Consider the following 19,612-nt stretch of genomic DNA (forward strand, 5'->3'; position numbering starts at 1 on the left):
TCTTCTCATTGTCCGGAGTTCCGGTGGATCGCCTGCCGCGCACGGGACGCGGGCCGCGCGGACCGCGAGTCGGACGGACCGCGAGTCGCGGACGAACCCCGAGTCGCCCGCCGGACCGGGCATCGCAATCGGACCACGAACCCAGGTGGACCATGCATCCCAGGGGGACCGTGTATCCCAGGGGGACCATGAATCCCAGGGGGACCAAGCATCCCGGGCGGACCCGCATCCCAGGCGGACCACGCATCGCCGGCAGATCACCCCGGCCGCGGGCCGGCCGCCGGTCGCGCACGAGACTCAGGTGGGCGGGACGGCGGGCGGCGGGCGGCGGGCGGCGGGCCGGCGAGGCGGCGCGTTACGAGCCCGGCGGGCGGCGGTGCTGCGGGTTACGAGTCCTGCGGGCCTGCCAGCTTGGCGAGCGCCCGCACCCCTTCCAGGACCTCGGCAGCGGTAGGCGCGTTCGCCGGGTTGCCGAGGCTCTGGATCATCACACCCGACATCAACGCCGTCTGGACCATGCCGAGAGTGCGGGCGGTGTGCTCGGACACGGTCTCCTCCGGCACGCTCTGCAGGATCGCCCCCATGCCCCGCCAGCCCTCCGCCATCCCCTCGGCCACCCTGGCGCGCAGCTCGGGCTGCCGCTGCCCTTGCAGGAACAGCTCCACCGTGGCCAGCCAGAGATCCGGATGCTCGGCGAACTGCCGCACGAGCCCTTCCCACATGCGCTCATACGCGCGAACCGCGTCGTCCCCCGCCTCGGGGGCCAGCGCGCGGCCGAGGCTGTCGCCCCACTCGTCCAGCAGGCCGAACAGCGCCTGAGTGAGCAGCGCCTCCCGCGAGCCGAAGTGGTAGCCGATCGCCGCCGTGCTCACGCCGGCCGCGGCGGCGATGTCGCGGACGCTGGTGCGGTCGTAACCCTGCTCGCGCAGGCACCGCTTGGCGCCCGCGAGCAGGTCTTCGCGGTTTCCCATGGGGCACACCGTACCAACAGATTAGCACGAACGTTTGATGCGCTCGTTTTGCGCGTTCGTTTTGCTCGTTCGTGCAAATCTGGGTTATGGTCCTGCCATCGCTCGATCGACAGGGAGAACGACCATGAAGAAGCAGATGATCGCCTCGGCGGGCCTCGGCCTGGCGCTGCTCACCCCGTACGGCACCCCGGCCACCGCCCAAGCAGCCGCCTCAGCCCCCGCCGTCGTGGTCACCACCGACGGCGCCGTCCGCGGCACCACCGGTCCGCAGGTGCGCACCTTCCAGGGCATCCCGTACGCCACCGCCGCCCGATTCGCCGCACCGGCCCCGATCGCCGCGTGGAAGGGCACCCGAGACGCCACCAAGCCCGGCAACGTGTGCGCCCAACCGGCCGGCTACCCCATCGGCAAGCCCAGCACCGACGAGAACTGCCTCAACCTCAACGTCACCACACCTGCGGGCAAGCGCGGCAAGCTCCCGGTCATCGTGTGGATCCACGGCGGCAGCCTCATGTACGGCATGGGCGACCTGTACCGGGCGGACCGGCTGGCGGCCGGCGGGGCCGTCGTGGTGTCGCTGAACTACCGCCTGGGCGTCACCAGCTTCCTGACCCACCCGTCGCTGCCGGAGTCCGGCGGCCTGGCCCTGGACGATCAGCGTGCGGCGCTGCGCTGGGTGCGCGAGAACATCGCGGCGTTCGGCGGCGACCCCCGCAATGTGACGATCATGGGCCAGTCCGGCGGCGGCTTCGCCGTCTGCGGCCACCTGGCCTCCCCCGCCTCCGCGGGCCTGTTCCAGCGGGCGATCATCCAGAGCGCGCCCTGCGGAGAGGCCTCCCGTACCAGGGCGGAGGCGGAGGCCGAGAGCACCGAGGTCATCGAGAAGGCAGGCTGCGCCGACGCCACCGACGTGGCGAGCTGCCTGCGCGAGCTCCCCATGGCCAAGCTCCTGGACGCCTACGGCACCCAGCGGGAGCCGCGCCCCTACAGTGGCACGCCCTCCCTGCCACTCCCGGTCGACCAGGCCCTGCGCACGGGCCGCTTCAACCGCGTGCCCGTCCTCGTCGGCGTCAACCACGACGAGGAGAACGGCATGATCCTCGGCCTGGAGCTGGCCACCGGCAAGCCCATGGCCGCCCGCGACTACCGGCCCGCCGTCGAGCAGGCGTACGGCGAGAACGCCGCCGCCGTGCTGCGGCGCTATCCGCTGGGCAAGTCGGCGGGCAGGACCCTGGCGACGGTCAAGACCGACTCGACCTGGTCGGCACCGACCCTCGACACCGCCCGCGCCCTGTCCCGCTGGACCTCCACGCGCATGTTCGAGTTCGCCGAGCAGCAGACCCCCTGGTACGCGGGCTACCCGAAGCCGAGCTTCCCCGCCGCCGCCCAGCACATGGCCGAACTGCCCTACCTGTTCGACCTGGCCCTGTTCGAGAAGCTGTCGCCCCGGCAGGCCGGCCTCGGCGACCGGCTGATCGCCACCTGGACGCGCTTCGCCCGCACCGGCGACCCCAACGGTGCCGGCGCGCAGCCCTGGCCCGTGCTGCGGGATGATCGCGGCCAGGCGGGGTGGCACGTGCAGTCCCTGACGAGTGGAGCCTGGAAGCGCGCCGACTTCGTCAACGACCACCAGTACCGCTTCTGGAGCACCGTCAAGAGGTGACGCCCGCGACTCACGTACGGGATGGCGGCGCACATGCATGACAGCGACGCCCGTACCAGCGCAGGAAGGCACGCACCCTCAGGTCATCGCGCCGATCGGCGAGCCTCGCACCAGGTGTCCCATGCCAGCTCGGCCGGCAACTCGCCCTCATCACCATCCGGATCGAGCCCTCTGGCGCGGACCTCCTCCTCCCACTCCTCATCGAGCCGCTGCGGCAGCCGCGCCCCGCACCACGGGCAGTACCGGATGGAGATGGAGCTGCTTCCCCCGTCATGGATCGGCAGCCCGTAGGCCCGGTACCCGGCGAAATGGACCACCACCGCGTCCGGGCAGTCGAAGGGGTCCGGATGCAGGTCGCACCCGTGCTCCAGGTGTGTCGCCATTTCCGCGCAGCAATGCTCCACCGAGCCGTCCCTCCTCACCGCAGCCGCCTGCGCCCGTGCAGTCCGATCGCCCTCATCCGCGAACCGCCGCATCCAGCAGAGCAACACATCCAGCAGAGCACCGCATCCGGCGGACCGCCTCATCCGGCACAGCGCTACAACCTAGACCGACCCGGCTTCCAGGGCGAACAAATTCATGCCGCCGACGTGTAGAGGACGGCCGGGCGGCTCCGACCTCATGGTGAAGGCGGCGCCAGGCAGGCGCCCGAACAGCAGGAGGCAGTGAGATGAGCAAGGTCACTTGTGACATGGCGATGTCCGTCGACGGCTTCGTGGCTGGATTGCACCAGAGCCTGGAAGAGCCCTTCGGCGAGGGCGTGGGCGATCGCCTGCACCTGTGGATGTTCGAGGAGCCCGAGCAGCACGCCGCAGTGCTCGAGAACATCACGGCGGCCGGGGCGTTCATCATGGGCCGCAACATGTTCAGCCCCGGCCGCGGCGCCTGGGACCTGGACTGGAGCGGCTGGTGGGGCGACGAGCCGCCGTACCACGCGCCGGTCTTCGTCCTCACTCACCATCCGCGCGAGCCGTTGCCGAAGAAGGGCGGCACGACGTTCCATTTCGTCACCGACGGGATCGAGTCGGCGATGGCCCAGGCCCGCGAGGCCGCCGGCGACCGCGACGTCTCCATCGCGGGCGGCGCGGAGACAGTGAACCAGTACCTGGCGGCAGGCCTCATCGACGAGCTGCGCCTGCACGTCGCCCCGGTGATCCTCGGCAGAGGCGAACGCCTGCTCCACAACGTCGGCGACATCACCCTCGAACCCCTCGGCACCCCCTCCGGCACCAGCCTCGTCACTCACCTGACCTACCGAGTGGTCCGGTAGCACCGAACCCCGCAACCCAGCCCGAGGACCGAGCCCCTACCTACCCTCCGCCCATCCCTCGACGTACCGGATGGATGATCCGGCGGCGCAGAAACCCGCCGGCCAGTCTGAGGACCGAGCCCCCGCCTCCCCCACCCATCACCTTCCGCTCGCCCGCTCCCGACGCGAGACGTCGTCACGGGATCCCGCATCACCGCCGATCGCTCCGAGAAGGGCTGGTCACGAGCCCGGCGTCATATGCCGCGATCACGAGCTGCGCCCGATCGCGGGCCTGCAGTTTGGCCAGTAGATGACCGATGTGCGTCTTCACCGTCCCGACGGTGAGGTGGAGGCGCTCGGCGATGTCGCGATTGGACAGCCCCGTGGCCACGAGCGTGAGCACCTCGCGCTCCCGGGGAGTGACCCCGTCGAGGGGGCGTGGTGGCGGAACCTGTTCGGCGCGCTGCAGGAACTCCGCGATGAGCCGGCGCGTGACGGTCGGCGCCAGCAGGGCTTCCCCGCCGGCCACCACCCGGATCGCGCTCAGGAGCTCGGCCGCCGTGGTGTTCTTGACGAGAAAGCCGCTCGCACCGGCTCGCAGCGCCGCGTACACGTATTCGTCCAGGTCGAAGGTGGTGAGGATCAGCACGCGGGTGCCGGAGTTCTGCGGTGAGCCGCAGATGCGCCTGGTCGCTTCGATCCCATCCATCTCCGGCATGCGCACGTCCATGAGAACGACGTCGGGACGTAACCGGCCGGCCAGCCGCACCGCCTCGTCCCCGGTGCCCGCCTCGCCCACGGTCACCATCCCCGGCGTGCTGTCGATGAGCATCTTGAAGCTGTCACGCACCAGCACCTGATCTTCAGCGAGCAGGACCTTGATGGACGGGCCCACACCCTCCTGCGACCCCAAGCGGCTCACTCCCTCACCCGCACCCAAGCTCACATCCATTGCCCCATCCGGACCAACCAGATCACACCATCCAGCCCAGAACCCGATCACACCGGCCTGTCCGGAGAAACCACACCGGCCGGCCGATGCACCCAGCTGGGCTTCAGGCTGCGGCACCCACCGGACCGTAGGGCAAGCGTGCCACCACGTGGAACCCGCCATCGGCCTGGGGCCCGGCGCTGAGCGTGCCGCCGAACATCACCGCCCGTTCCCGCATCCCGATGAGACCGTGCCCGCCCAGGAACGCCGATCGTGCTTCGCGCTGCGTCCGTGGGCCGCTGTCGCGGACTTCGATCACCGCTTGTCCGTCATCGAACTGCACGGTGATCGAGCATCGGGTGGGCGCCGCGTGCTTGATGACGTTGGTCAGGGCCTCCTGGACGATCCGGTACACCGACAGGGCCACCGCGGACGGCAACACCGCGTCCGCGTCCGCGGGCACGCTCAGCTCCACCTCGACCCCGGCCGACGTGGCCTGATCCACCAGCCCGGACAGGTCGGCCAGGCCAGGCACGGGCGCCAAGGAGTCGGGCGAGTCGCCGTCGGATCGCAGCAGGCCGAGCACCCGGCGGATCTCGGTGAGCGTGCTCTGGCTCGTCTGCTCGATGACCGCCATCGCGGCACGTACCTCCTGAGGGTGGAGGTCGGCCACGTGGTTGGCCACGGTGGCCTTGACGGCGATCACGCTCATGCTGTGCCCGATGATGTCGTGAAGCTCCCTGGCGATGCGCCTGCGTTCGTCGGCGACGGCGGCTTCGGCACGGTGGCGGGCGAGGCGGGCGACCAGGAACCGCTGGCGGCGGACCATCACGCCGAGCCCCCACGAGGCGCTCATGAAGACCCCGATCGCGCTGCCTTCCACCGGAAGGTACGGGGGTAACTCGGTGTGCTCCAGTGCGGGCGGCAGGGTCGGCAGCACCTGCGTGTAGAAGACCAGCACGGCGGCCGCCGCGCCACACAGGCATCCGGCCAGGTGCGCCGCCGAGCGGCCGAGCGGAACGGTGGAGGCGACCAGGTAGAGCGTGAGCGCGGCCGGGATGAAGGACACCCAGATCGCACCGGCGGCCACGGCACCGGCCGCGGTGGCCAGCACGGCCGCCGTGCCCGCGACGGCGAACATGGCCTGGGGCCATCGCCGCCGGAAGGCGACCGGCAGGCTCATGACCGCGGCGACCGGCCACGCCGCCCACGCCGGCAACCACGAGGACGGCCCCGGCGGATCGACGAGCGCGTAGCCGAGGAACAGGGTCAGGGCCACCGCCGCCCCGGCCTCGGCGACCGGTCGCCACACCATCCGTCGTGCTGGGCTCATCATGCGGAGAACGTACCGCGCGGGTGTCGTGCGAGGCATCTGACCTGGGTCGGAGATTTCGCGTCCGACCCAGGTCTTACCTGGGGTTTCTCACACCCCGTAGATCCGACTACAGCCTGACACAGCCCCACCCCGGTCCCCCGCGAACGGCCTTCCTCGGCTGCACCCGGAAGCAGCATCGCACGGCGCACAGGCCCAGCCTCCAGCACCGCACAGCACGAGAAACGAGCACGTCAGCTCAAACTCATCGCGGAACGGACACCCTCCGCGGGATCACCAGCCCGGCCAGCACCCCGGCCACCGCGATCCCCGCCGCGGCGAAGAACGCCCCCCGCAGCCCCTCCACCGTCGCCACCCGCAACGCCTCACCGGTCAGCCCCTCGCCCCCACGACCGGCCACGGCCACCAGCACGGCCAGCCCCACACCACTACCGGCCTGCAGAACCGTGGACGAGAGCCCGGACACGGCCCCCTGCTCGTGCGCGGCCACCCCGGTAGAAGCCAGGATGAACATGGTGGTGAACGACAACCCCGACCCCACCCCGAAGCCGACGGCTCCCGCGAGCAGCCCGAGGTACGTACCGTCCACGGACAAGCTGAACGCCAGCACACCGGTACCGGCCGCCCCCACCAGCACGCTGAGGAGCAGCGTGCCGCGCAGCCCGAGGCGCGGGATCAGCCGCTCCCCGGCCAGGTTGCCCAGGGCGATCCCCAGCGTCGGCCCGAGAAAGGCCAGGCCCGACTGCATGGCGTCGTAGCCGAGCACGTCCTGGAAGTGCAGGGTGAGGAAGTACGGCACGCACTGCAGGGTCATGCCGTACACCAGGATGGCCCCGACGGCGGCGCTCGTGTGCCGGTTGGCCAGCAACCGCAGCGGCATGAGCGGGCTGCGGCTGCGCGCCTCGATCACGACGAACGCGACGAGCAGCCCCATCGCCACCACCAGCGGCACCAGGACGCCGGCGGAGCCCCACCCCCACTCGGCGCCGCGCGAGATCGCGAACACCAGACCGGTGACGCCCGCGGTGCCGGTCAGCGCCCCGGGCAGGTCGAACCCGCCCGCACGCCGCACCCCGTCCGACGGCAGTACGCCCGCACACCGCGCCTCATCCGGCGCGAGCACGCCGAACGCCGCCACGACGCCGAGCGCCGCCAGCGGCACGTTCACGAAGAACACCGCCTCCCAGCCGAACGCGCCGGTCAGCACGCCGCCGAGCAGCGCCCCGACGCTCATCCCGCTGGCGCCGCACACCGCCCACACCGTCATCGCCCGGTTCCGCGCCCGCCCCTCCTCGAACATGGTGACCACCAGCGACAGGGTCGCCGGCATCAACACCGCGCCGCCGAGCCCTTGGAGCGCCCGCGCGCCGATCAGCGGCCCGGGCGCGCCGGCCAGCCCGCCGAGCAGCGAGGCGACGCCGTACAGGAGCATGCCGAGCACGAACATGCGCCGCCTGCCGAGCAGGTCCGACAGCCGGCCGCCGAGCAGCAGGAAACCGCCGAACGGCACGGCGTACGCGCTGACCACCCACTGCAGGTCGGAGGGGCCGAACCCGACCTCCCTGCCGATCTGCGGCAACGCGACGTACACGATGGTGAAATCGAGGGCAGTGATCATGCTGCCCAGCCCCAGCAGGACAAGAGGGATCAGGGATCTCATGCCGGACAGCCTGCTGGCGTCCCGGAACCGCAACCAGCCCCGCGTGTTGGCTAGCCAAATTTTGCCTAGGCTGGGCGGATGTGGATCGAAGCGTTGAGCTGAGCGAGTTCCTCAAGTCGCGGCGGGCTCGGCTGCGGCCCGAGGAGGTCGGCGTGCCGTACCGGAGCAACGGCACGCGGCGGGTGCGCGGGTTGCGCCGCGAGGAGCTGGCGCTGCTCGCCGGCGTGAGCGTCACCCACTACACCCGCCTGGAGCAGGGACGCAGCCAGAACGTCTCGGCCGAGGTGCTGGACGCCATCGCCGACGTGCTGCGGCTCACCGGGGACGAGCGGGCGTACCTGCACGCGCTGGCCCACCCGGCCCACCGCTGCCGCGACTTCCCGCGGACGCCGGTACGGCCGGGGCTGCAACGGCTGCTCGACTCCCTCGTGCTCACCCCGGCCTTCGTCCTGGGCCGCCACGCCGACATCGTGGCCTGGAACAGGCTCGCCGCCGCCGTCTTCGCCGACTTCGCCGCGATCCCCGACGAACGCAGGACCATCGCCCACCTGATCTTCCTGGACGAGGGCATCAGGCGCCTGCACGGTGAGCGCTGGCCGCGCCTGGCCAGGGAGCACGTGGCCCAGCTCCGCATCCTGGCCGCGCGCTTCCCGGAGAACCCGCACGTCACGGCCCATGTCAACGCCCTGCGCCAGGAGAGCCCCGAGTTCCGCGACCTGTGGCGGGAGCATCACGTGGCCGCCGCGACGCACCGCGACTACGTGCTCGACCATCCGGTCGTGGGCGAGCTGCGGCTGTCGGCCGAGCTCGTCACCCTGCCGGGGGACCCTGAGCTGCAGGGCATGGACCTGTTCGCGGCCGAGGCCGGCTCGGAGTCGGAGGCCGGGCTCCGCCACCTGGCCGCCACGACCACGCTCATGCCGTCGGCCCAAGGGGGAATGCCGCACCCTCCCCAGCAGTTGGGGCGGTCATGACGACAATCGCCTTCATCGGCAGTGGACACATCGGCGGCACGGTCGCCCGGCTCTCCGTCGAAGCCGGTTACGACGTCGTGCTCAGCAACTCCCGCGGCCCGGAGACGCTCAAGGACCTGGTCGCCGAGCTCGGCCCCAGGGCTCGCGCGGCGACCCCGGCGGAGGCGGCGGCGGCCGGCGACCTGGTCGTCGTCAGCATCCCGCTGCGGGCCTACCGCGACGTCCCGGTGGAGCCGCTCGCCGGCAAGCCCGTCCTCGACACCAACAACTACTACTCGCAGCGGGACGGGGACTTCCCCCAGCTCGACGACGGGTCGCTCACGTCGAGCGAGCTGCTGCAGCAGCACCTTCCGGCGTCGAGGGTGGTCAAGGTCTTCAACAACATCTTCTTCGTGCACCTGAGGGCACTGCCTCGCCCGAGCGGCGCCCCCGACCGCACCGCCCTGCCGATCGCGGGTGACGACGCCGCCGCGAAGGACGCGGTGACCGCCTTCCTGGACGCGATCGGCTACGACGCCGTCGACGCGGGCCCGCTGGCGGAGGGGTGGCGGTTCCAGCCCGGGACCCCGGTGTACGGCAACCCGTACGCGGGAGACAACCCGAACTTCTCCGAGTCGCCAGGAGTGCCGGCCGGCGCCACGAAGATCCGGACCGCCCTGGACGCCGCCAAGCGCTGACAGGAGCAACAGGCCGTCATCCGCACCGCCGACCCCGGCTCCCCCGCCCGTCGGGCACTCCAGCTCTTGAAGGTCACCGGTGCTCAGCGAACCAAGTCGCTCGCACCGGTGTCCAACCCATCATGATCAGTGCGACGCTCGCCTTGCTGCTGGCCCTCTCTCCCGTGGCCGCGACCGAGATCCCGAAAAACTTCCTGCTCATCGAACGCGACGCACGCAAGAAGCTGGGCCCCATGCAGGTGGACGAGGAGGGTTACACGATCAGCGACAAGCTGACCGCCCCGCTGGAGCTGAACCCGTGCCACCGCAGGCGCGCGACCGACCTCGGCCGGGTGGCGGCCCGCACGATCACCCACTGGACCAGCGCCCCGAGCGGCTCCTCCGAGCAGCTCGTCCTCTACAAGAGCCCCCGCGCCGCCCACACGGCCCTGACCAGCCTGCGCGCCGACGTCAAGCGGTGCGCGCGCAGGAGCAGCCCGTCGCAGCCGCGACTCAGGATCCAGTGGCGGACGAGCCAGGCCAAGGCGGGGGACGAGGCCGTGGGGATGGGATACCAGACCCGGCAGGGCGGCAGCGTGAACCAGACGATCACCGGCATCGTCGCGCGCCGGGGCAGCGCGCTGATGATCTACACGACGGACGAGGGCTTCTACGACCCCGGCCGGCTGACCAAGAACGCCAGGAAGATGGCCGTCAAGGTGTGCCAGTTGCCGGGGGTCTGCTAGGGAACGTCCCAGGAGCGGCATCGAACGGCCGCGCGCCCAGGCCGCCACAGCTCACCGAACACCACTCGCCATGCTGACGGCCGGACCTTGCCGGCCTGGCCGCACCTGTACGGCCATCACCGCGGACACACCGCCCTGGGCGGCCGGCCACCCGCCGGCCTCACGGGACAGAACACCTAGGACGGCGGGTCGTTGGAGAGATTGATGCGGATCTCCGTGTTGCGATATCCCGCGCGCCGGAACGCGGCCGCCATCGGCACGTTCCCCATATCGGTGGTGGCGGTGATCCGCGACTCACCGTTGCCCGCGTGAATCCGGGTGATCTCGCCGAGCATCTCGTCCACGTACCCCCGTCCACGGAACTCCGGGACCACCCCGAGATAGCCCACGTTCACGCTGTACGGCGTCGCCGAGGGAATGGCCATCCCCGCCACCTCGCCCTCGGGCGTCCAGGCGATCCGCCACCACTCCCGCTTGCCAGGCGCGCCGAGATAGAACTCCATCTCCTCGCGCGCGGCCGCCTCCACACCCTTGGCCGCCACGCTCGCCCGGGTTTGCGCGTCCAGGCTGCCCTCGGCGACCCTCCGGAACACCGCCAGGAACTCCTCGTCGGACGCCCCGGCGAACCGCAACGTCCCCGCCGCCGCGGGCACCCCGTCGGCGGGCGCCCACTCGAACTGCAGCCGCTCCACCTCCCGGTGGAACCCGGCCGCACGCGCCGCCTCCCGCCGCCATCCCACGGCCGCCGAGGTCACCGGATCCTCGCGCCAGCCCCCGGCCACCTTGATCGCGTACTGCACCGGTCGCGGGAACCCGGCCACCCCCGCCTTGATCAGCCCGGCGGCGACGGCGGCCCGCTCCGCCACGGCCGGGTCCACGTCGAGGCAGTCGAGCGCGACCGGGTACGCGCTGTCCCTCGGCCCCCACCACAGAGCCCGCCCCACGACGCGCCCGCCGGCCTCGGCGATCCACGTCCACTCCGGCCGGTACATGTTCTCGGCCATGGTCTTCACCATGGATCGCAACAGATCCGGATCACCGGTCTCGATCTGCTGCGCCAGCCACTGCGCGGGCGTCACACTGTTGTCTGCGGCCATCGTCTGGTTCCCTTCGATCTTGATCTAGCTACTCGAAGGATCGCTCGATGGCCGTCTTCATTTCACGACGCCACGCCTGTGACCAGGCCAAACTCGTACACCACTCCCGTGGACGCAACCGCAGCAGATCACCGCCGTACGCGCAACCGTACGCAGCCGCGTCGAAACAGTCGGTGCCGTAGCAGCGGCTGGGATCTTGTGCAGTCGTAGTCGTAGCGGTAACGCTTCGCTTCAGGCAACAGATGTGCGACCTAATGAAGCTTGGACCGGTACTCAGCCCACAGGTCGACCGCCTCTTGGAGATCAAGAGCAGCAACGTCCTCGCGGGCCATCCCGACCGTGTGGATCAACCGGTCCGCGAGCCAATCTGGAACCGGTTCTCTAGGAGGTGCCTTCTCCGCCCGAATACGATCGGCCAGCGTGCCAAGGCGTTCGATCACCTGGCCGAACTGGACGATCTCGGGACGGGCGGCACCCGCCTCGCGAACCCTCGCCGTCGCCTCCGCGTACACTTCGGCGCCGGCCCGCTCACCGACAGCCCAGACCTCGCAGATCTCCACCGACCTGTCCCCGGTGATGCGGCAGACGACACGCCAGGTGTTGACCAGCTACCGGAAACCGGTCAGCTCCCCGCCGAGCGGGTAACCAGCCTCAGGGTTGTCCAGCAGGAGAAGAATCTTCTCGAGCACCTCGGGGACCGCATGGTTTCTCCCTCGGAGGGTTGTGTGCCAGGGCCGGGTGCGAGGTCCACGTCCACCGGGCAGGTGAGGCCGCACTACGACGCGGCGCGCGTGGTGAACGCGTCGATCAAGCAGCCGGTGAGGTTACGCCGTGCCTCTCCGTCCGGATCGAGCAAGGGGTTGTAGATCGTCACGTCGACACACGCGACCCCTTCGTCGGCCAGCAGCGTCCCCGCGAGCACGGCGAACTCCCTTCGGTCCAACCCGCCGGGCACGCGGTAGTCGACCGCCGGCATGAGCACATCGTCGAGCACGTCAGCGTCGATGTGCAGCAGGAAGCCCTCGACGCCCGTGCCGTGCAGATGAGCGAGCGCACGCTGCGCAGTGGCCTCCGCGCCGTTCTCACGGAGTTCCTCAAGGGAGACGACCAGGGCATCGGTGGCGGACAGCGCCGCGCCGGTGTCCCGCCACTCGTCAGGGTCACGGTGGCCGATCAACGCCGCGGCCCGAGGGGTCACCAACGGCCGTGCCCCGCCCACGTTCGCGATCACGTCCGCACCGTGGCCGAACGCGAGGTACATCTCCGCATCCGACGCCTGACCTGTCGGCGAGTCGCTGGGCGGATAGAAGTCGATGTGCGCGTCGAGAAACACCAAGCCGTAAACGCCTCGCCGACGCAGCGCCAGCAAACTACCGAATATCACGCTGTCGTCCCCACCGAGGACCACGGGCAACCGGCCGTCCTCGATCGCGTCCGCCACCACGTCGGCCTGGCGCAGCGCCACCTCGGCCATCGCCTCGGCGTTGAGCAGCCGGCTCGAGTGAACACGGTCCCTCGAGTACGGTGGCGCCTCCACCACCGCCCCGACGCTCGCGCCGATGCCCTCGGCCAGCCCTTCATCCAGCAGCGCCGTACCGAGCCGTTCGACACCCGGTACCAGACCCAGATTGGTACGTACGTGAATGACTTCCGGGGGATGCACCATCCGAATTCCTCTCTCCCGGCCGACGGCCACACCCGGTAGATGCCCGCCACATTCCATCCCCCATCAGACGCGAGCCGATGCGGTGGCGGAGTCGATCGGCAGGCCACCAACGCCGGACGCGTCGCCCCTTGAGGCCGGTGTTTAGAGTGTCTCCAGCAAGAGGCGCAGCGCATCAGTGTGCTCCGGGGCGCACCGCCGTGAAGCGACGATCCTGCGCCTGCAAGACCTCCTCGGCGCGCAAACCTCGCGCTGCCTCCAGCGTCCCGATGAACGGCAATTCGCGAACCGCCACCCCAAGCCGGGGACACCCCTGTCCCTGGTTCGGCGCCAGACAGGCCCCGCCGGGCTCAGGCCTCGCCGGAGGTCAAACCGACCGGGCAGGCAACGCCGGTACCGCCGATACCGCAGTAACCGTCCGGCACTTTGAAGAGGTACTGCTGGTGGTAGAACTTAACTCTCCGCAACAATTTATGCGAGGAGAGTTACATGGCAAATGTCCCAGTCGTCTCTTACGCTCGCATATCCGCTGACATCAGGCGGGATGAGCACGGGGTGCAGGACCAGCACCGCCTCAACCGGGAGACGGCGGAACGGCACGGGTGGACGGTCGTCCACGAGTACACGGACAACGACAAGTCAGCAGCGAAGGCCGACGTCGTACGCGACGACTTCGAGGCCATGCTGCGGGCTCTGCGGGCCGGCGAACTCCCCAACGGGACGGCGGTGCAAGGGGTCGTGATCGTCGCCGAAGACCGTCTCGCCCGGCGCCCCGGCGACTACGAACGCTTCGTCGAAGCGATCACGTACCAGGACGGCCGCGTGTTCGCTGACGCTCGCGGCACGAAGGACCTCTACAGCGAGGACACCGAGAGCATGGGGCTCTTCGGTGCGGTGATCTCCAAGATGGAGGTCCGGAAGATGCAGCGTCGCATGCGCCGCTCGCACCGCATGCGCGCCGAGCAGGGTCTCCCGGTCGGCGGCACGCGCCCGTTCGGCTGGAAACCCGACCGCCTCACCCTCGATCCGAACGAAGCGCCTCTCGTTCGGCAGGCGATCCTGGACCTCATCGCAGGCCGTTCGCTGCACTCGATCACGAATGAGTGGCGTCGGAAGGGGGTTCGGACCTCACTTGGCAACGAGTGGCTGACCAGCTCAGTGAAAGTCACCGTGCAGAATGCCCGCGTCTGTGGATGGCGAGAGATCAACGGTGAACTCGTCCGGGACTCTGCGGGAAACCCCGTGGTCGGGCAGTGGGAACCGATCGTCACTCCGGATCAGTGGATGGCGGTCAAGAACATCTTCGACGCCCGCCGTGGTCACTACATCTACCGGGACGGCCGGGTCGGCCAGATACTCGCCTCGGACTTCCGCGAGCCCAACTACCTCCTCACCGGCTTCCTCCGCTGCGGGCGCGCCAAGCCGGACGGCTCGCTCTGCAACGCGCCCCTTCGCGTCACCCACCACAAGGACTGCGTCCAGCACATCTACCTCTGTCCCACGAAGACCGTCGGCGGCTGTGGAGGGGTTGGCCGGCGCGGCGACATGGTCGATCTCTTCATCTCGGAAGCTGTTCTGGCCAAGCTCGAAGAAGTACAACTCGCCGCATCGGCCGAGCCTGTCGAATGGACGGGCAAGGCCGAGTACGAAGACGCGAAGTCCCGCTTGGAGGAGCTTCGTGTCCAGTGGACCGCAGGCAACGTCACCAACGAACTGTTCTTCTCTGTGGCACCGGACCTGGAGAAGCGAATCGCTCGCCTCCGTACAGAAGCCCAGAACTTCACCGCTGCCGCACAGCGCCGACAAGCCCGATCCGACACCGACATCACCGAGATCCGGCGGCGCTGGTACCTGCCAGAGGAGCAAGACGGACTCCCCCTCACGATCAAGCGGTCCTATATTCGCGAAGCTCTTCTGGCAGTGATCATTTATCCCGCAGGCAAGGGACGCAGGAAGTTCAACCCCGACCTGCTTGAGCCGATCTGGCGAGAAGGCTGAGCCGTCAGACGTCCAAGACGTCCCGAGAAGGCTGTCCCCTTACCCGAGGGCGACAGCCTTCTTACTTTGCCGCCGAACTACCGGTGATAGCCGGGTTTCCACGGACGCAACCGGACACACACGGTCCTGGCCGGACGTCTGCGCAACAGCGGCCAGAGGAGCTCGGACCTGCATGAACACGTTGATCAGGTGGTACAACGTACTCATACCAAGAGCCACCGTCCCTCTACAGCACAACCGCAGCGAACATCTCGGCGAATCACCTCACGGCGCATACACGATTCCGGGCAAGCAGACCCACGACCACTGATGACCCGTCGGATAGACCCGGCCCGACGGTAGGTGTCCACACAGAGCGCGCCATTCACCTCCTCGCCGCACTCCATTCCTGTTCTCTCGCTGCTGGTGCCACCGTCAACGGCTGTCTTCAGGCTGCCTTGGCGTCGGCGTCTGGTCGTGCTCGTCAGGTACGGCGGTGGCTCCCGCCCACGAGCCGAGGAGGCCACCTGAACCAACCGAACGAGCTGTCTGCCCAGGAGTGGAGCAAGCGGCAAGCCGCACGATCCCCTCGCTGGTCAGAAGAGAAGTGGCAGCGCATCGCCACGATGCTCGGCGTATGCGTCACCCGCCAGACCCCGCCCGACGGCTCCTCCGGGAAAGACGCCGCATGAGCGAGGTCCCTCACCTGTCACCCGAGATGCTGGCCATAATGCAGCGAGCGGCCATGCCCGACTTCGCCCGCTGGCAACAGATGGTCCACGCCACGGGCGGCTGCGCCCAACCGGTCCGGCTACACGGCGAGAGATACACGCTGGACAGCCGAACGGGCGAAGTCCTCGACGTGTACCGGACCGCCGACGAGCCGACCGGTTTCCTGCTCACAGCCTGCGGCAACCGGCGCGCGTCCAGGTGTTCGGCCTGCTCGGCGGTCTACAAGGACGACACGTACCACTTGATCATCACCGGTCTACGCGGCGGTAAGGGCGTTCCGGAGGCGGTCAGCCAGCATCCCCGAGCGTTCGTCACCTTCACCGCCCCCTCCTTCGGTGCCGTCCACGCCCACCGCGAGCAATCCGGCCGGACACTCCCGTGCCGTCCGCGCCGCAACCGTCCCGTCTGCGAGCATGGCCGGCCGAAGGGCTGCGGTTCGCGTCACGAGCGCGATGACGTCCAGGTAGGGCAGCCCTTGTGCGTGGACTGCTACGACTACATCGGGGCCGTCCTGTGGAACGCCCACGCAGGCATGCTCTGGCGGGAGTTCACCAAGACCGTGCCGAGCGTCCTGGCCCGCCTGCTCGGCATCACCCGAATGGAGCTACGCCGGACGGTCCGCCTCTCGTACGCCACGGTCGCCGAGTACCAAGCGCGCGGCCTGGTTCACTTCCATGCCATCGTCAGACTCGACGGACCGGACGGGCCCGCTGACCGCCCTCCGGACCGCGTCACGATCGACCTGCTCGACCAGGCCATACGCCGGACCGCCGGTCAGATCGCGGTCCGAATAGAGGACGGACCGCCGTCGCCCGTCCGGTGGGGCGATCAGCTCGACGTACGACCGGTCTACGTCTCACCCGAGCTGGACGAACTGAGCGATCAGCGAGTCGCCGCGTACGTGGCCAAGTACGCGACCAAGGGAGCCGAGTCGGCGGGCACCGTAGACCGTCCGATTCGGCATGCCGGACAGATCGCCGGTCTGGAGGTCACCGAGCACGCCCGCCGCATGATCTACACCTGTTTCAGCCTCGCTGAGCTCCAGCCCTACCGGACCCTGCTCCTGCGACAGTGGGCGCACATGCTCGGCTACCGGGGACACTTCTCCACCAAGTCCCGCCGCTACTCGATCAGACTCTGGGACCTTCGACAGGCCCGCGCCGACTTCCACACCGAGCAAGCCCGGCTGATCACTGGCACTCCGCCTCCCGATCCAGAGAAGACCGTGACGGTAGGCGAATGGCACTATGCCGGAAGCGGCCACCGCCACGGAGAGGCTTTCTGGGCCGAGGTAGCCCGCCAACGGATCGCCACCGCTCGCAAGATCGCACGACAGCGCGCAGGCGAGAACCGATAGAGCCCTGTGCCTCTAGACCTAGAGAGATCACCTCTAGGTCTAGAGGCACACCTAGAGTCCCATTAGCCACCTGACCAGGCACTTATCGTCTAGAGGCTCCCTAATCTCGCCGGGCTCCAGCGGGCCAGATCACCCGCACGGGCACCTCCCGCCGCCGCGCCTCGCCCACTACGTCAGCAGTTCCGCCATAGCCTCGGGCGGGCTGCCCGTCCCAGACGGCGAACAACACATCGGCGTCGTCCAGCATCCGCGCGCTGGCAGTCATGTGCGACTCCGCGGTGGACTCCACAAAGTCCAGCCTGTGAGTTCGGACCGCCCGGCCCAGCAAGTCGTCGTACGCAGCCTGGCACTCGCCCGGCAACCCATCCCGATACTCCTTGGCAGGGATCACGGCTTCCAGCACGCCGCCGAGGTCGAGTACCGCACGAGCGAAGATCTGATCAGCCCCGTCCGCCAGGCAGGACAACCCGGCGACTTCAGGACCGTACTTCGCGAGCGCCTCACGTACCGCCCCGTCGACCAGTACGGCGGTCTCCTCCGGCAAGCCCCGATGGCCGGACACAGCGATGCGAACCATGATCCCCCTAGATCAGAGTGGCGTGAAGACTCTCGTCGAACGAGCGCAAAGCGCTGGACGACGGCCCGGCATACGATCGCCGGAAGTTCTTGACCCGGTGCAGGACACGCTCGGAGCCGTACGTCGTCGCCACCGTAAGCGCATTGGACGCCAGATACAGCGCCTCGTCAAAGCGCCCCGACATGGCCTCAGCCGTCGCCACCTCCGTCATGAGCACGCCCCGCTGCTTCGCGCCGGGCTGGACCGACGCGAGCGACTCGTTGAACGCGGCAACGGCTTCAACCGGCCGCTTGAGCCGTACCATCACCAGAGCCCGATACCCCGCCAGCTTGGCGTGGTCGAACGGAAACACCCACGGCCAAGGCGGCGCGGCGGCCCGCTCACCAGCCCGTACCGCCGCCTCAGCCACACTCAACGCCTGAAGCGCTGCCGCCTCGTCTCGCGCGGTCGCATGACCAAGCGCTTCCAGACTCGACAGCCACGCACGAGCAATGGCCGGTGGCCGCTCACCGATCTCCCGCCGCTCCCGCGCCAAGAGATTCAGTCCGATCAGCGGATCGTCGGCGTCGATCTCGAACGCGGCCAGACTGCCGATCATGTATGCCGCCAGCAGCGCATGGTTGGCCTGTCGTGCACTGTCGACGGCGCGACGGTAGTAGAGGCGCGCCGAACCGGTGTCCTGCATATCGGCGTGCACCCAAGCCGCGAAGCCTGCCGCTTCGCTCAGACCGGCCCGGATCTCGTCAGCATGCGGAGACCGCGACGCGCGGCCGAGAACCCGGCTCACGAGATCGACCTGCGCCACAGCCGGCCTGGCGAGTTCCCGCGCAGGCGTGACGGACTCCAACCGACGCTGGGCGCCGGTGATGCTGGTCAGCGTGGCAGCCGTCGTCTCGTCCACATCGGGACGCTTGGGCAGGGCCACCCCCGCCAGCGCGGTCAACGCCAGTGCCTTGCCGAAATCTCTGCGCTTCGTCGGATCGTCATCCCCTCGGGCTCCGAATCGGAGCAAGTGAAGCGGCACCCCGATCTGGATGGATATCTCCCGAACCTGGTCCACAGTGAGCGGCTGACGACCACGCAACACCTTGGACACCCAACTCTGGGAGTAGCCAACCGCCTCAGCGAGCTGACCCTGCGTCCAACCGCGCGCCCGTCGCACCTCTTCGAGGACGGTCGGTAGATCGCACTCGGCAAGAGCGGCGGCCACGACTGGCCCGGACCAGAACTGCGGCGGCATCTGGGTCACAACGCTAGGTTAAGCCGCCGACCTCGGTCGTACCGATATTCGTGACAGGAATACCCGTACCACCAGCAGCATTAGGCCGTTCACCTGCGGTTTCATGACGGCAACGCTCAGTACATGAACGAACTACCGCCTCACCCCTTGGCCGCCGCACAACAACTGGCCGCCGCCCTTGCGGACGAGGGAATCACTGCCGACGTCCATCACGAGTTTGGCACGCCCATGGTGTCGGTCTGGGTCGGCCTGATCGTTTGGTGCGCGGACGGCACGTACTGGTGGCGTACCGGCTGGAACCCGCGCAGACACCGACCGATCTACGCAGGACACCCCTTCACCCAGCCGGCCGGCGCCGCCCACCGAGTCGCCCTCCGCTACACGCAACTGCGCATGTCACATCCGCTCTCGTCGCTGATCGCCGGAGCACAGCCGTGCCCTTGACCGTGCAGCAAGTGCTCAACAGATTCCCCGGCTGGCAGATCACCGACATGTCCGGCGGCTGGGTCGCCATGCGCATCAACTTCGTGCCGAGAGTCAGCGGCCTGTCCAACGTGCGTTGCGGAGAGACCTTGGAGGAGCTAGCCGGGAATCTACAGGCCGAGATCAGGCAGCAGAAGTCACGGCAACCAGCGGTAGGCAAGTAGTTCGATGGCAACCCGACCCGGAGCGCAGGGCCGTCAGGCCCGAGACATCCGATCGGCGGCGGTGTCAAGCGTGCTCGGTCCGTGGTGGCCGTCGACGCTACGGCGGGCTGTGATCAACGAGATTAGGCGTCGACGGCTG

At 69.1% G+C, this 19,612-nt stretch carries 19 protein-coding genes and 1 pseudogene; 9 read left to right on the forward strand and 11 right to left on the reverse strand.

Annotation, left to right across the window (positions count from 1 at the left end; translation table 11 throughout):
• Positions 1-386: 386 nt before the first annotated feature.
• Positions 387-971: a TetR/AcrR family transcriptional regulator gene (locus ACBJ32_RS53020; protein ID WP_375133354.1), complete on the reverse strand. Its 585-nt coding sequence runs from the start codon at positions 969-971 to the stop codon at positions 387-389.
• 124 nt (positions 972-1,095) lie between these two features.
• Between ACBJ32_RS53020 and ACBJ32_RS53025 the strand changes: the two genes are divergently transcribed.
• Positions 1,096-2,634: a carboxylesterase/lipase family protein gene (locus ACBJ32_RS53025; protein WP_375133355.1), complete on the forward strand. Its 1,539-nt coding sequence runs from the start codon at positions 1,096-1,098 to the stop codon at positions 2,632-2,634.
• An 83-nt stretch (positions 2,635-2,717) separates the two neighbouring features.
• Here ACBJ32_RS53025 and ACBJ32_RS53030 read toward each other — a convergent pair whose 3' ends face one another.
• Positions 2,718-3,056 (reverse strand): hypothetical protein, encoded by a 339-nt coding sequence (locus ACBJ32_RS53030; protein WP_375133378.1) that lies wholly within the window; start codon positions 3,054-3,056, stop codon positions 2,718-2,720.
• A 248-nt stretch (positions 3,057-3,304) separates the two neighbouring features.
• On the opposite strand from ACBJ32_RS53030, the gene ACBJ32_RS53035 reads away from it, so the two are divergent.
• A complete protein-coding gene (locus tag ACBJ32_RS53035; protein WP_375133356.1) occupies positions 3,305-3,904 on the forward strand; it encodes a dihydrofolate reductase family protein in 600 nt (199 codons plus the stop codon).
• Positions 3,905-4,094: 190 nt separating this feature from the next.
• Here the strand turns inward: ACBJ32_RS53035 and ACBJ32_RS53040 are convergent, their stop codons facing one another.
• The 3 genes from ACBJ32_RS53040 to ACBJ32_RS53050 all read right to left on the reverse strand — a co-directional run bounded on the left by ACBJ32_RS53040 (position 4,095) and on the right by ACBJ32_RS53050 (position 7,807).
• Positions 4,095-4,835: a response regulator gene (locus ACBJ32_RS53040; RefSeq protein WP_375133379.1), complete on the reverse strand. Its 741-nt coding sequence runs from the start codon at positions 4,833-4,835 to the stop codon at positions 4,095-4,097.
• A gap of 103 nt (positions 4,836-4,938) precedes the next feature.
• Complete coding sequence (locus ACBJ32_RS53045; RefSeq protein ID WP_375133357.1) at positions 4,939-6,150, reverse strand: sensor histidine kinase; 1,212 nt, start codon at positions 6,148-6,150, stop codon at positions 4,939-4,941.
• 241 nt (positions 6,151-6,391) lie between these two features.
• Positions 6,392-7,807: an MFS transporter gene (locus tag ACBJ32_RS53050; protein WP_375133358.1), complete on the reverse strand. Its 1,416-nt coding sequence runs from the start codon at positions 7,805-7,807 to the stop codon at positions 6,392-6,394.
• 80 nt (positions 7,808-7,887) lie between these two features.
• Here ACBJ32_RS53050 and ACBJ32_RS53055 point away from each other — a divergent pair, with 80 nt between their 5' ends.
• The 3 genes from ACBJ32_RS53055 (at position 7,888) to ACBJ32_RS53065 (ending at position 10,183) form a co-directional block, all read left to right on the forward strand.
• Positions 7,888-8,781, forward strand: coding sequence for a helix-turn-helix transcriptional regulator (locus ACBJ32_RS53055; protein WP_357888498.1), 894 nt, complete (start codon positions 7,888-7,890; stop codon positions 8,779-8,781).
• Positions 8,778-9,458 carry an NADPH-dependent F420 reductase gene (locus ACBJ32_RS53060; protein WP_375133359.1) on the forward strand — a complete coding sequence of 227 codons (681 nt, stop codon included), beginning with the start codon at positions 8,778-8,780 and terminating at the stop codon, positions 9,456-9,458. Before ACBJ32_RS53055 ends, ACBJ32_RS53060 begins: the two co-directional genes overlap by 4 nt.
• Positions 9,459-9,580: 122 nt before the next feature.
• Positions 9,581-10,183 (forward strand): hypothetical protein, encoded by a 603-nt coding sequence (locus tag ACBJ32_RS53065; RefSeq protein ID WP_375133360.1) that lies wholly within the window; start codon positions 9,581-9,583, stop codon positions 10,181-10,183.
• 176 nt (positions 10,184-10,359) lie between these two features.
• On the opposite strand, the gene ACBJ32_RS53070 is transcribed toward ACBJ32_RS53065, so the two are convergent.
• From ACBJ32_RS53070 to ACBJ32_RS53085, 4 genes and pseudogenes are all read right to left on the reverse strand, one after another.
• On the reverse strand, positions 10,360-11,280 hold the full coding sequence (locus ACBJ32_RS53070) for a GNAT family N-acetyltransferase (protein WP_375133361.1): 921 nt from the start codon (positions 11,278-11,280) through the stop codon (positions 10,360-10,362).
• A 251-nt stretch (positions 11,281-11,531) separates the two neighbouring features.
• Positions 11,532-11,840: a hypothetical protein gene (locus tag ACBJ32_RS53075; protein WP_375133362.1), complete on the reverse strand. Its 309-nt coding sequence runs from the start codon at positions 11,838-11,840 to the stop codon at positions 11,532-11,534.
• Positions 11,841-12,055: 215 nt separating this feature from the next.
• Positions 12,056-12,946 carry an arginase family protein gene (locus ACBJ32_RS53080; RefSeq protein ID WP_375133363.1) on the reverse strand — a complete coding sequence of 297 codons (891 nt, stop codon included), beginning with the start codon at positions 12,944-12,946 and terminating at the stop codon, positions 12,056-12,058.
• A 347-nt stretch (positions 12,947-13,293) separates the two neighbouring features.
• Positions 13,294-13,392, reverse strand: a pseudogene (locus ACBJ32_RS53085) (peptide-methionine (S)-S-oxide reductase); the annotation flags it as partial.
• Positions 13,393-13,432: 40 nt separating this feature from the next.
• Here ACBJ32_RS53085 and ACBJ32_RS53090 point away from each other — a divergent pair.
• Both ACBJ32_RS53090 and ACBJ32_RS53095 read left to right on the forward strand, forming a co-directional pair.
• Positions 13,433-14,941 carry a recombinase family protein gene (locus ACBJ32_RS53090; protein WP_375133364.1) on the forward strand — a complete coding sequence of 503 codons (1,509 nt, stop codon included), beginning with the start codon at positions 13,433-13,435 and terminating at the stop codon, positions 14,939-14,941.
• A 667-nt stretch (positions 14,942-15,608) separates the two neighbouring features.
• The gene (locus tag ACBJ32_RS53095) at positions 15,609-17,009 is read left to right on the forward strand and encodes a replication initiator (protein ID WP_375133365.1); all 1,401 of its coding nucleotides are present in this window, start codon (positions 15,609-15,611) and stop codon (positions 17,007-17,009) included.
• Between the two features lie 100 nt (positions 17,010-17,109).
• Here ACBJ32_RS53095 and ACBJ32_RS53100 read toward each other — a convergent pair whose 3' ends face one another.
• Positions 17,110-17,586: a hypothetical protein gene (locus ACBJ32_RS53100; protein ID WP_375133366.1), complete on the reverse strand. Its 477-nt coding sequence runs from the start codon at positions 17,584-17,586 to the stop codon at positions 17,110-17,112.
• 7 nt (positions 17,587-17,593) lie between these two features.
• Positions 17,594-18,826, reverse strand: coding sequence for a helix-turn-helix domain-containing protein (locus ACBJ32_RS53105; RefSeq protein WP_375133380.1), 1,233 nt, complete (start codon positions 18,824-18,826; stop codon positions 17,594-17,596).
• Positions 18,827-18,949: 123 nt separating this feature from the next.
• Between ACBJ32_RS53105 and ACBJ32_RS53110 the strand changes: the two genes are divergently transcribed.
• Positions 18,950-19,270, forward strand: a complete 321-nt coding sequence (locus ACBJ32_RS53110; protein WP_375133367.1) for a hypothetical protein — start codon at positions 18,950-18,952, stop codon at positions 19,268-19,270.
• Positions 19,271-19,281: 11 nt separating this feature from the next.
• Positions 19,282-19,473, forward strand: a complete 192-nt coding sequence (locus ACBJ32_RS53115) for a hypothetical protein (RefSeq protein ID WP_375133368.1) — start codon at positions 19,282-19,284, stop codon at positions 19,471-19,473.
• Positions 19,474-19,612 lie beyond the last annotated feature (139 nt).

The organism is Nonomuraea sp. GTA35, assembly GCF_041950525.1.
Classification (GTDB): domain Bacteria; phylum Actinomycetota; class Actinomycetes; order Streptosporangiales; family Streptosporangiaceae; genus Nonomuraea.

What these genes read in the sequence shown, in the direction of transcription:
- ACBJ32_RS53090 (WP_375133364.1), top strand. Translation starts at nt 13,433, where the DNA reads ATGGCAAATGTCCCAGTCGTCTCTTACGCTCGCATATCCGCTGACATC.
- ACBJ32_RS53020 (WP_375133354.1), bottom strand. Translation starts at nt 971, where the DNA reads ATGGGAAACCGCGAAGACCTGCTCGCGGGCGCCAAGCGGTGCCTGCGC.
- ACBJ32_RS53105 (WP_375133380.1), bottom strand. Translation starts at nt 18,826, where the DNA reads ATGCCGCCGCAGTTCTGGTCCGGGCCAGTCGTGGCCGCCGCTCTTGCC.
- ACBJ32_RS53060 (WP_375133359.1), top strand. Translation starts at nt 8,778, where the DNA reads ATGACGACAATCGCCTTCATCGGCAGTGGACACATCGGCGGCACGGTC.
- ACBJ32_RS53095 (WP_375133365.1), top strand. Translation starts at nt 15,609, where the DNA reads ATGAGCGAGGTCCCTCACCTGTCACCCGAGATGCTGGCCATAATGCAG.
- ACBJ32_RS53065 (WP_375133360.1), top strand. Translation starts at nt 9,581, where the DNA reads ATGATCAGTGCGACGCTCGCCTTGCTGCTGGCCCTCTCTCCCGTGGCC.
- ACBJ32_RS53050 (WP_375133358.1), bottom strand. Translation starts at nt 7,807, where the DNA reads ATGAGATCCCTGATCCCTCTTGTCCTGCTGGGGCTGGGCAGCATGATC.
- ACBJ32_RS53040 (WP_375133379.1), bottom strand. Translation starts at nt 4,835, where the DNA reads ATGGATGTGAGCTTGGGTGCGGGTGAGGGAGTGAGCCGCTTGGGGTCG.
- ACBJ32_RS53025 (WP_375133355.1), top strand. Translation starts at nt 1,096, where the DNA reads ATGAAGAAGCAGATGATCGCCTCGGCGGGCCTCGGCCTGGCGCTGCTC.
- ACBJ32_RS53110 (WP_375133367.1), top strand. Translation starts at nt 18,950, where the DNA reads ATGAACGAACTACCGCCTCACCCCTTGGCCGCCGCACAACAACTGGCC.
- ACBJ32_RS53100 (WP_375133366.1), bottom strand. Translation starts at nt 17,586, where the DNA reads ATGGTTCGCATCGCTGTGTCCGGCCATCGGGGCTTGCCGGAGGAGACC.
- ACBJ32_RS53070 (WP_375133361.1), bottom strand. Translation starts at nt 11,280, where the DNA reads ATGGCCGCAGACAACAGTGTGACGCCCGCGCAGTGGCTGGCGCAGCAG.
- ACBJ32_RS53080 (WP_375133363.1), bottom strand. Translation starts at nt 12,946, where the DNA reads ATGGTGCATCCCCCGGAAGTCATTCACGTACGTACCAATCTGGGTCTG.
- ACBJ32_RS53045 (WP_375133357.1), bottom strand. Translation starts at nt 6,150, where the DNA reads ATGATGAGCCCAGCACGACGGATGGTGTGGCGACCGGTCGCCGAGGCC.
- ACBJ32_RS53035 (WP_375133356.1), top strand. Translation starts at nt 3,305, where the DNA reads ATGAGCAAGGTCACTTGTGACATGGCGATGTCCGTCGACGGCTTCGTG.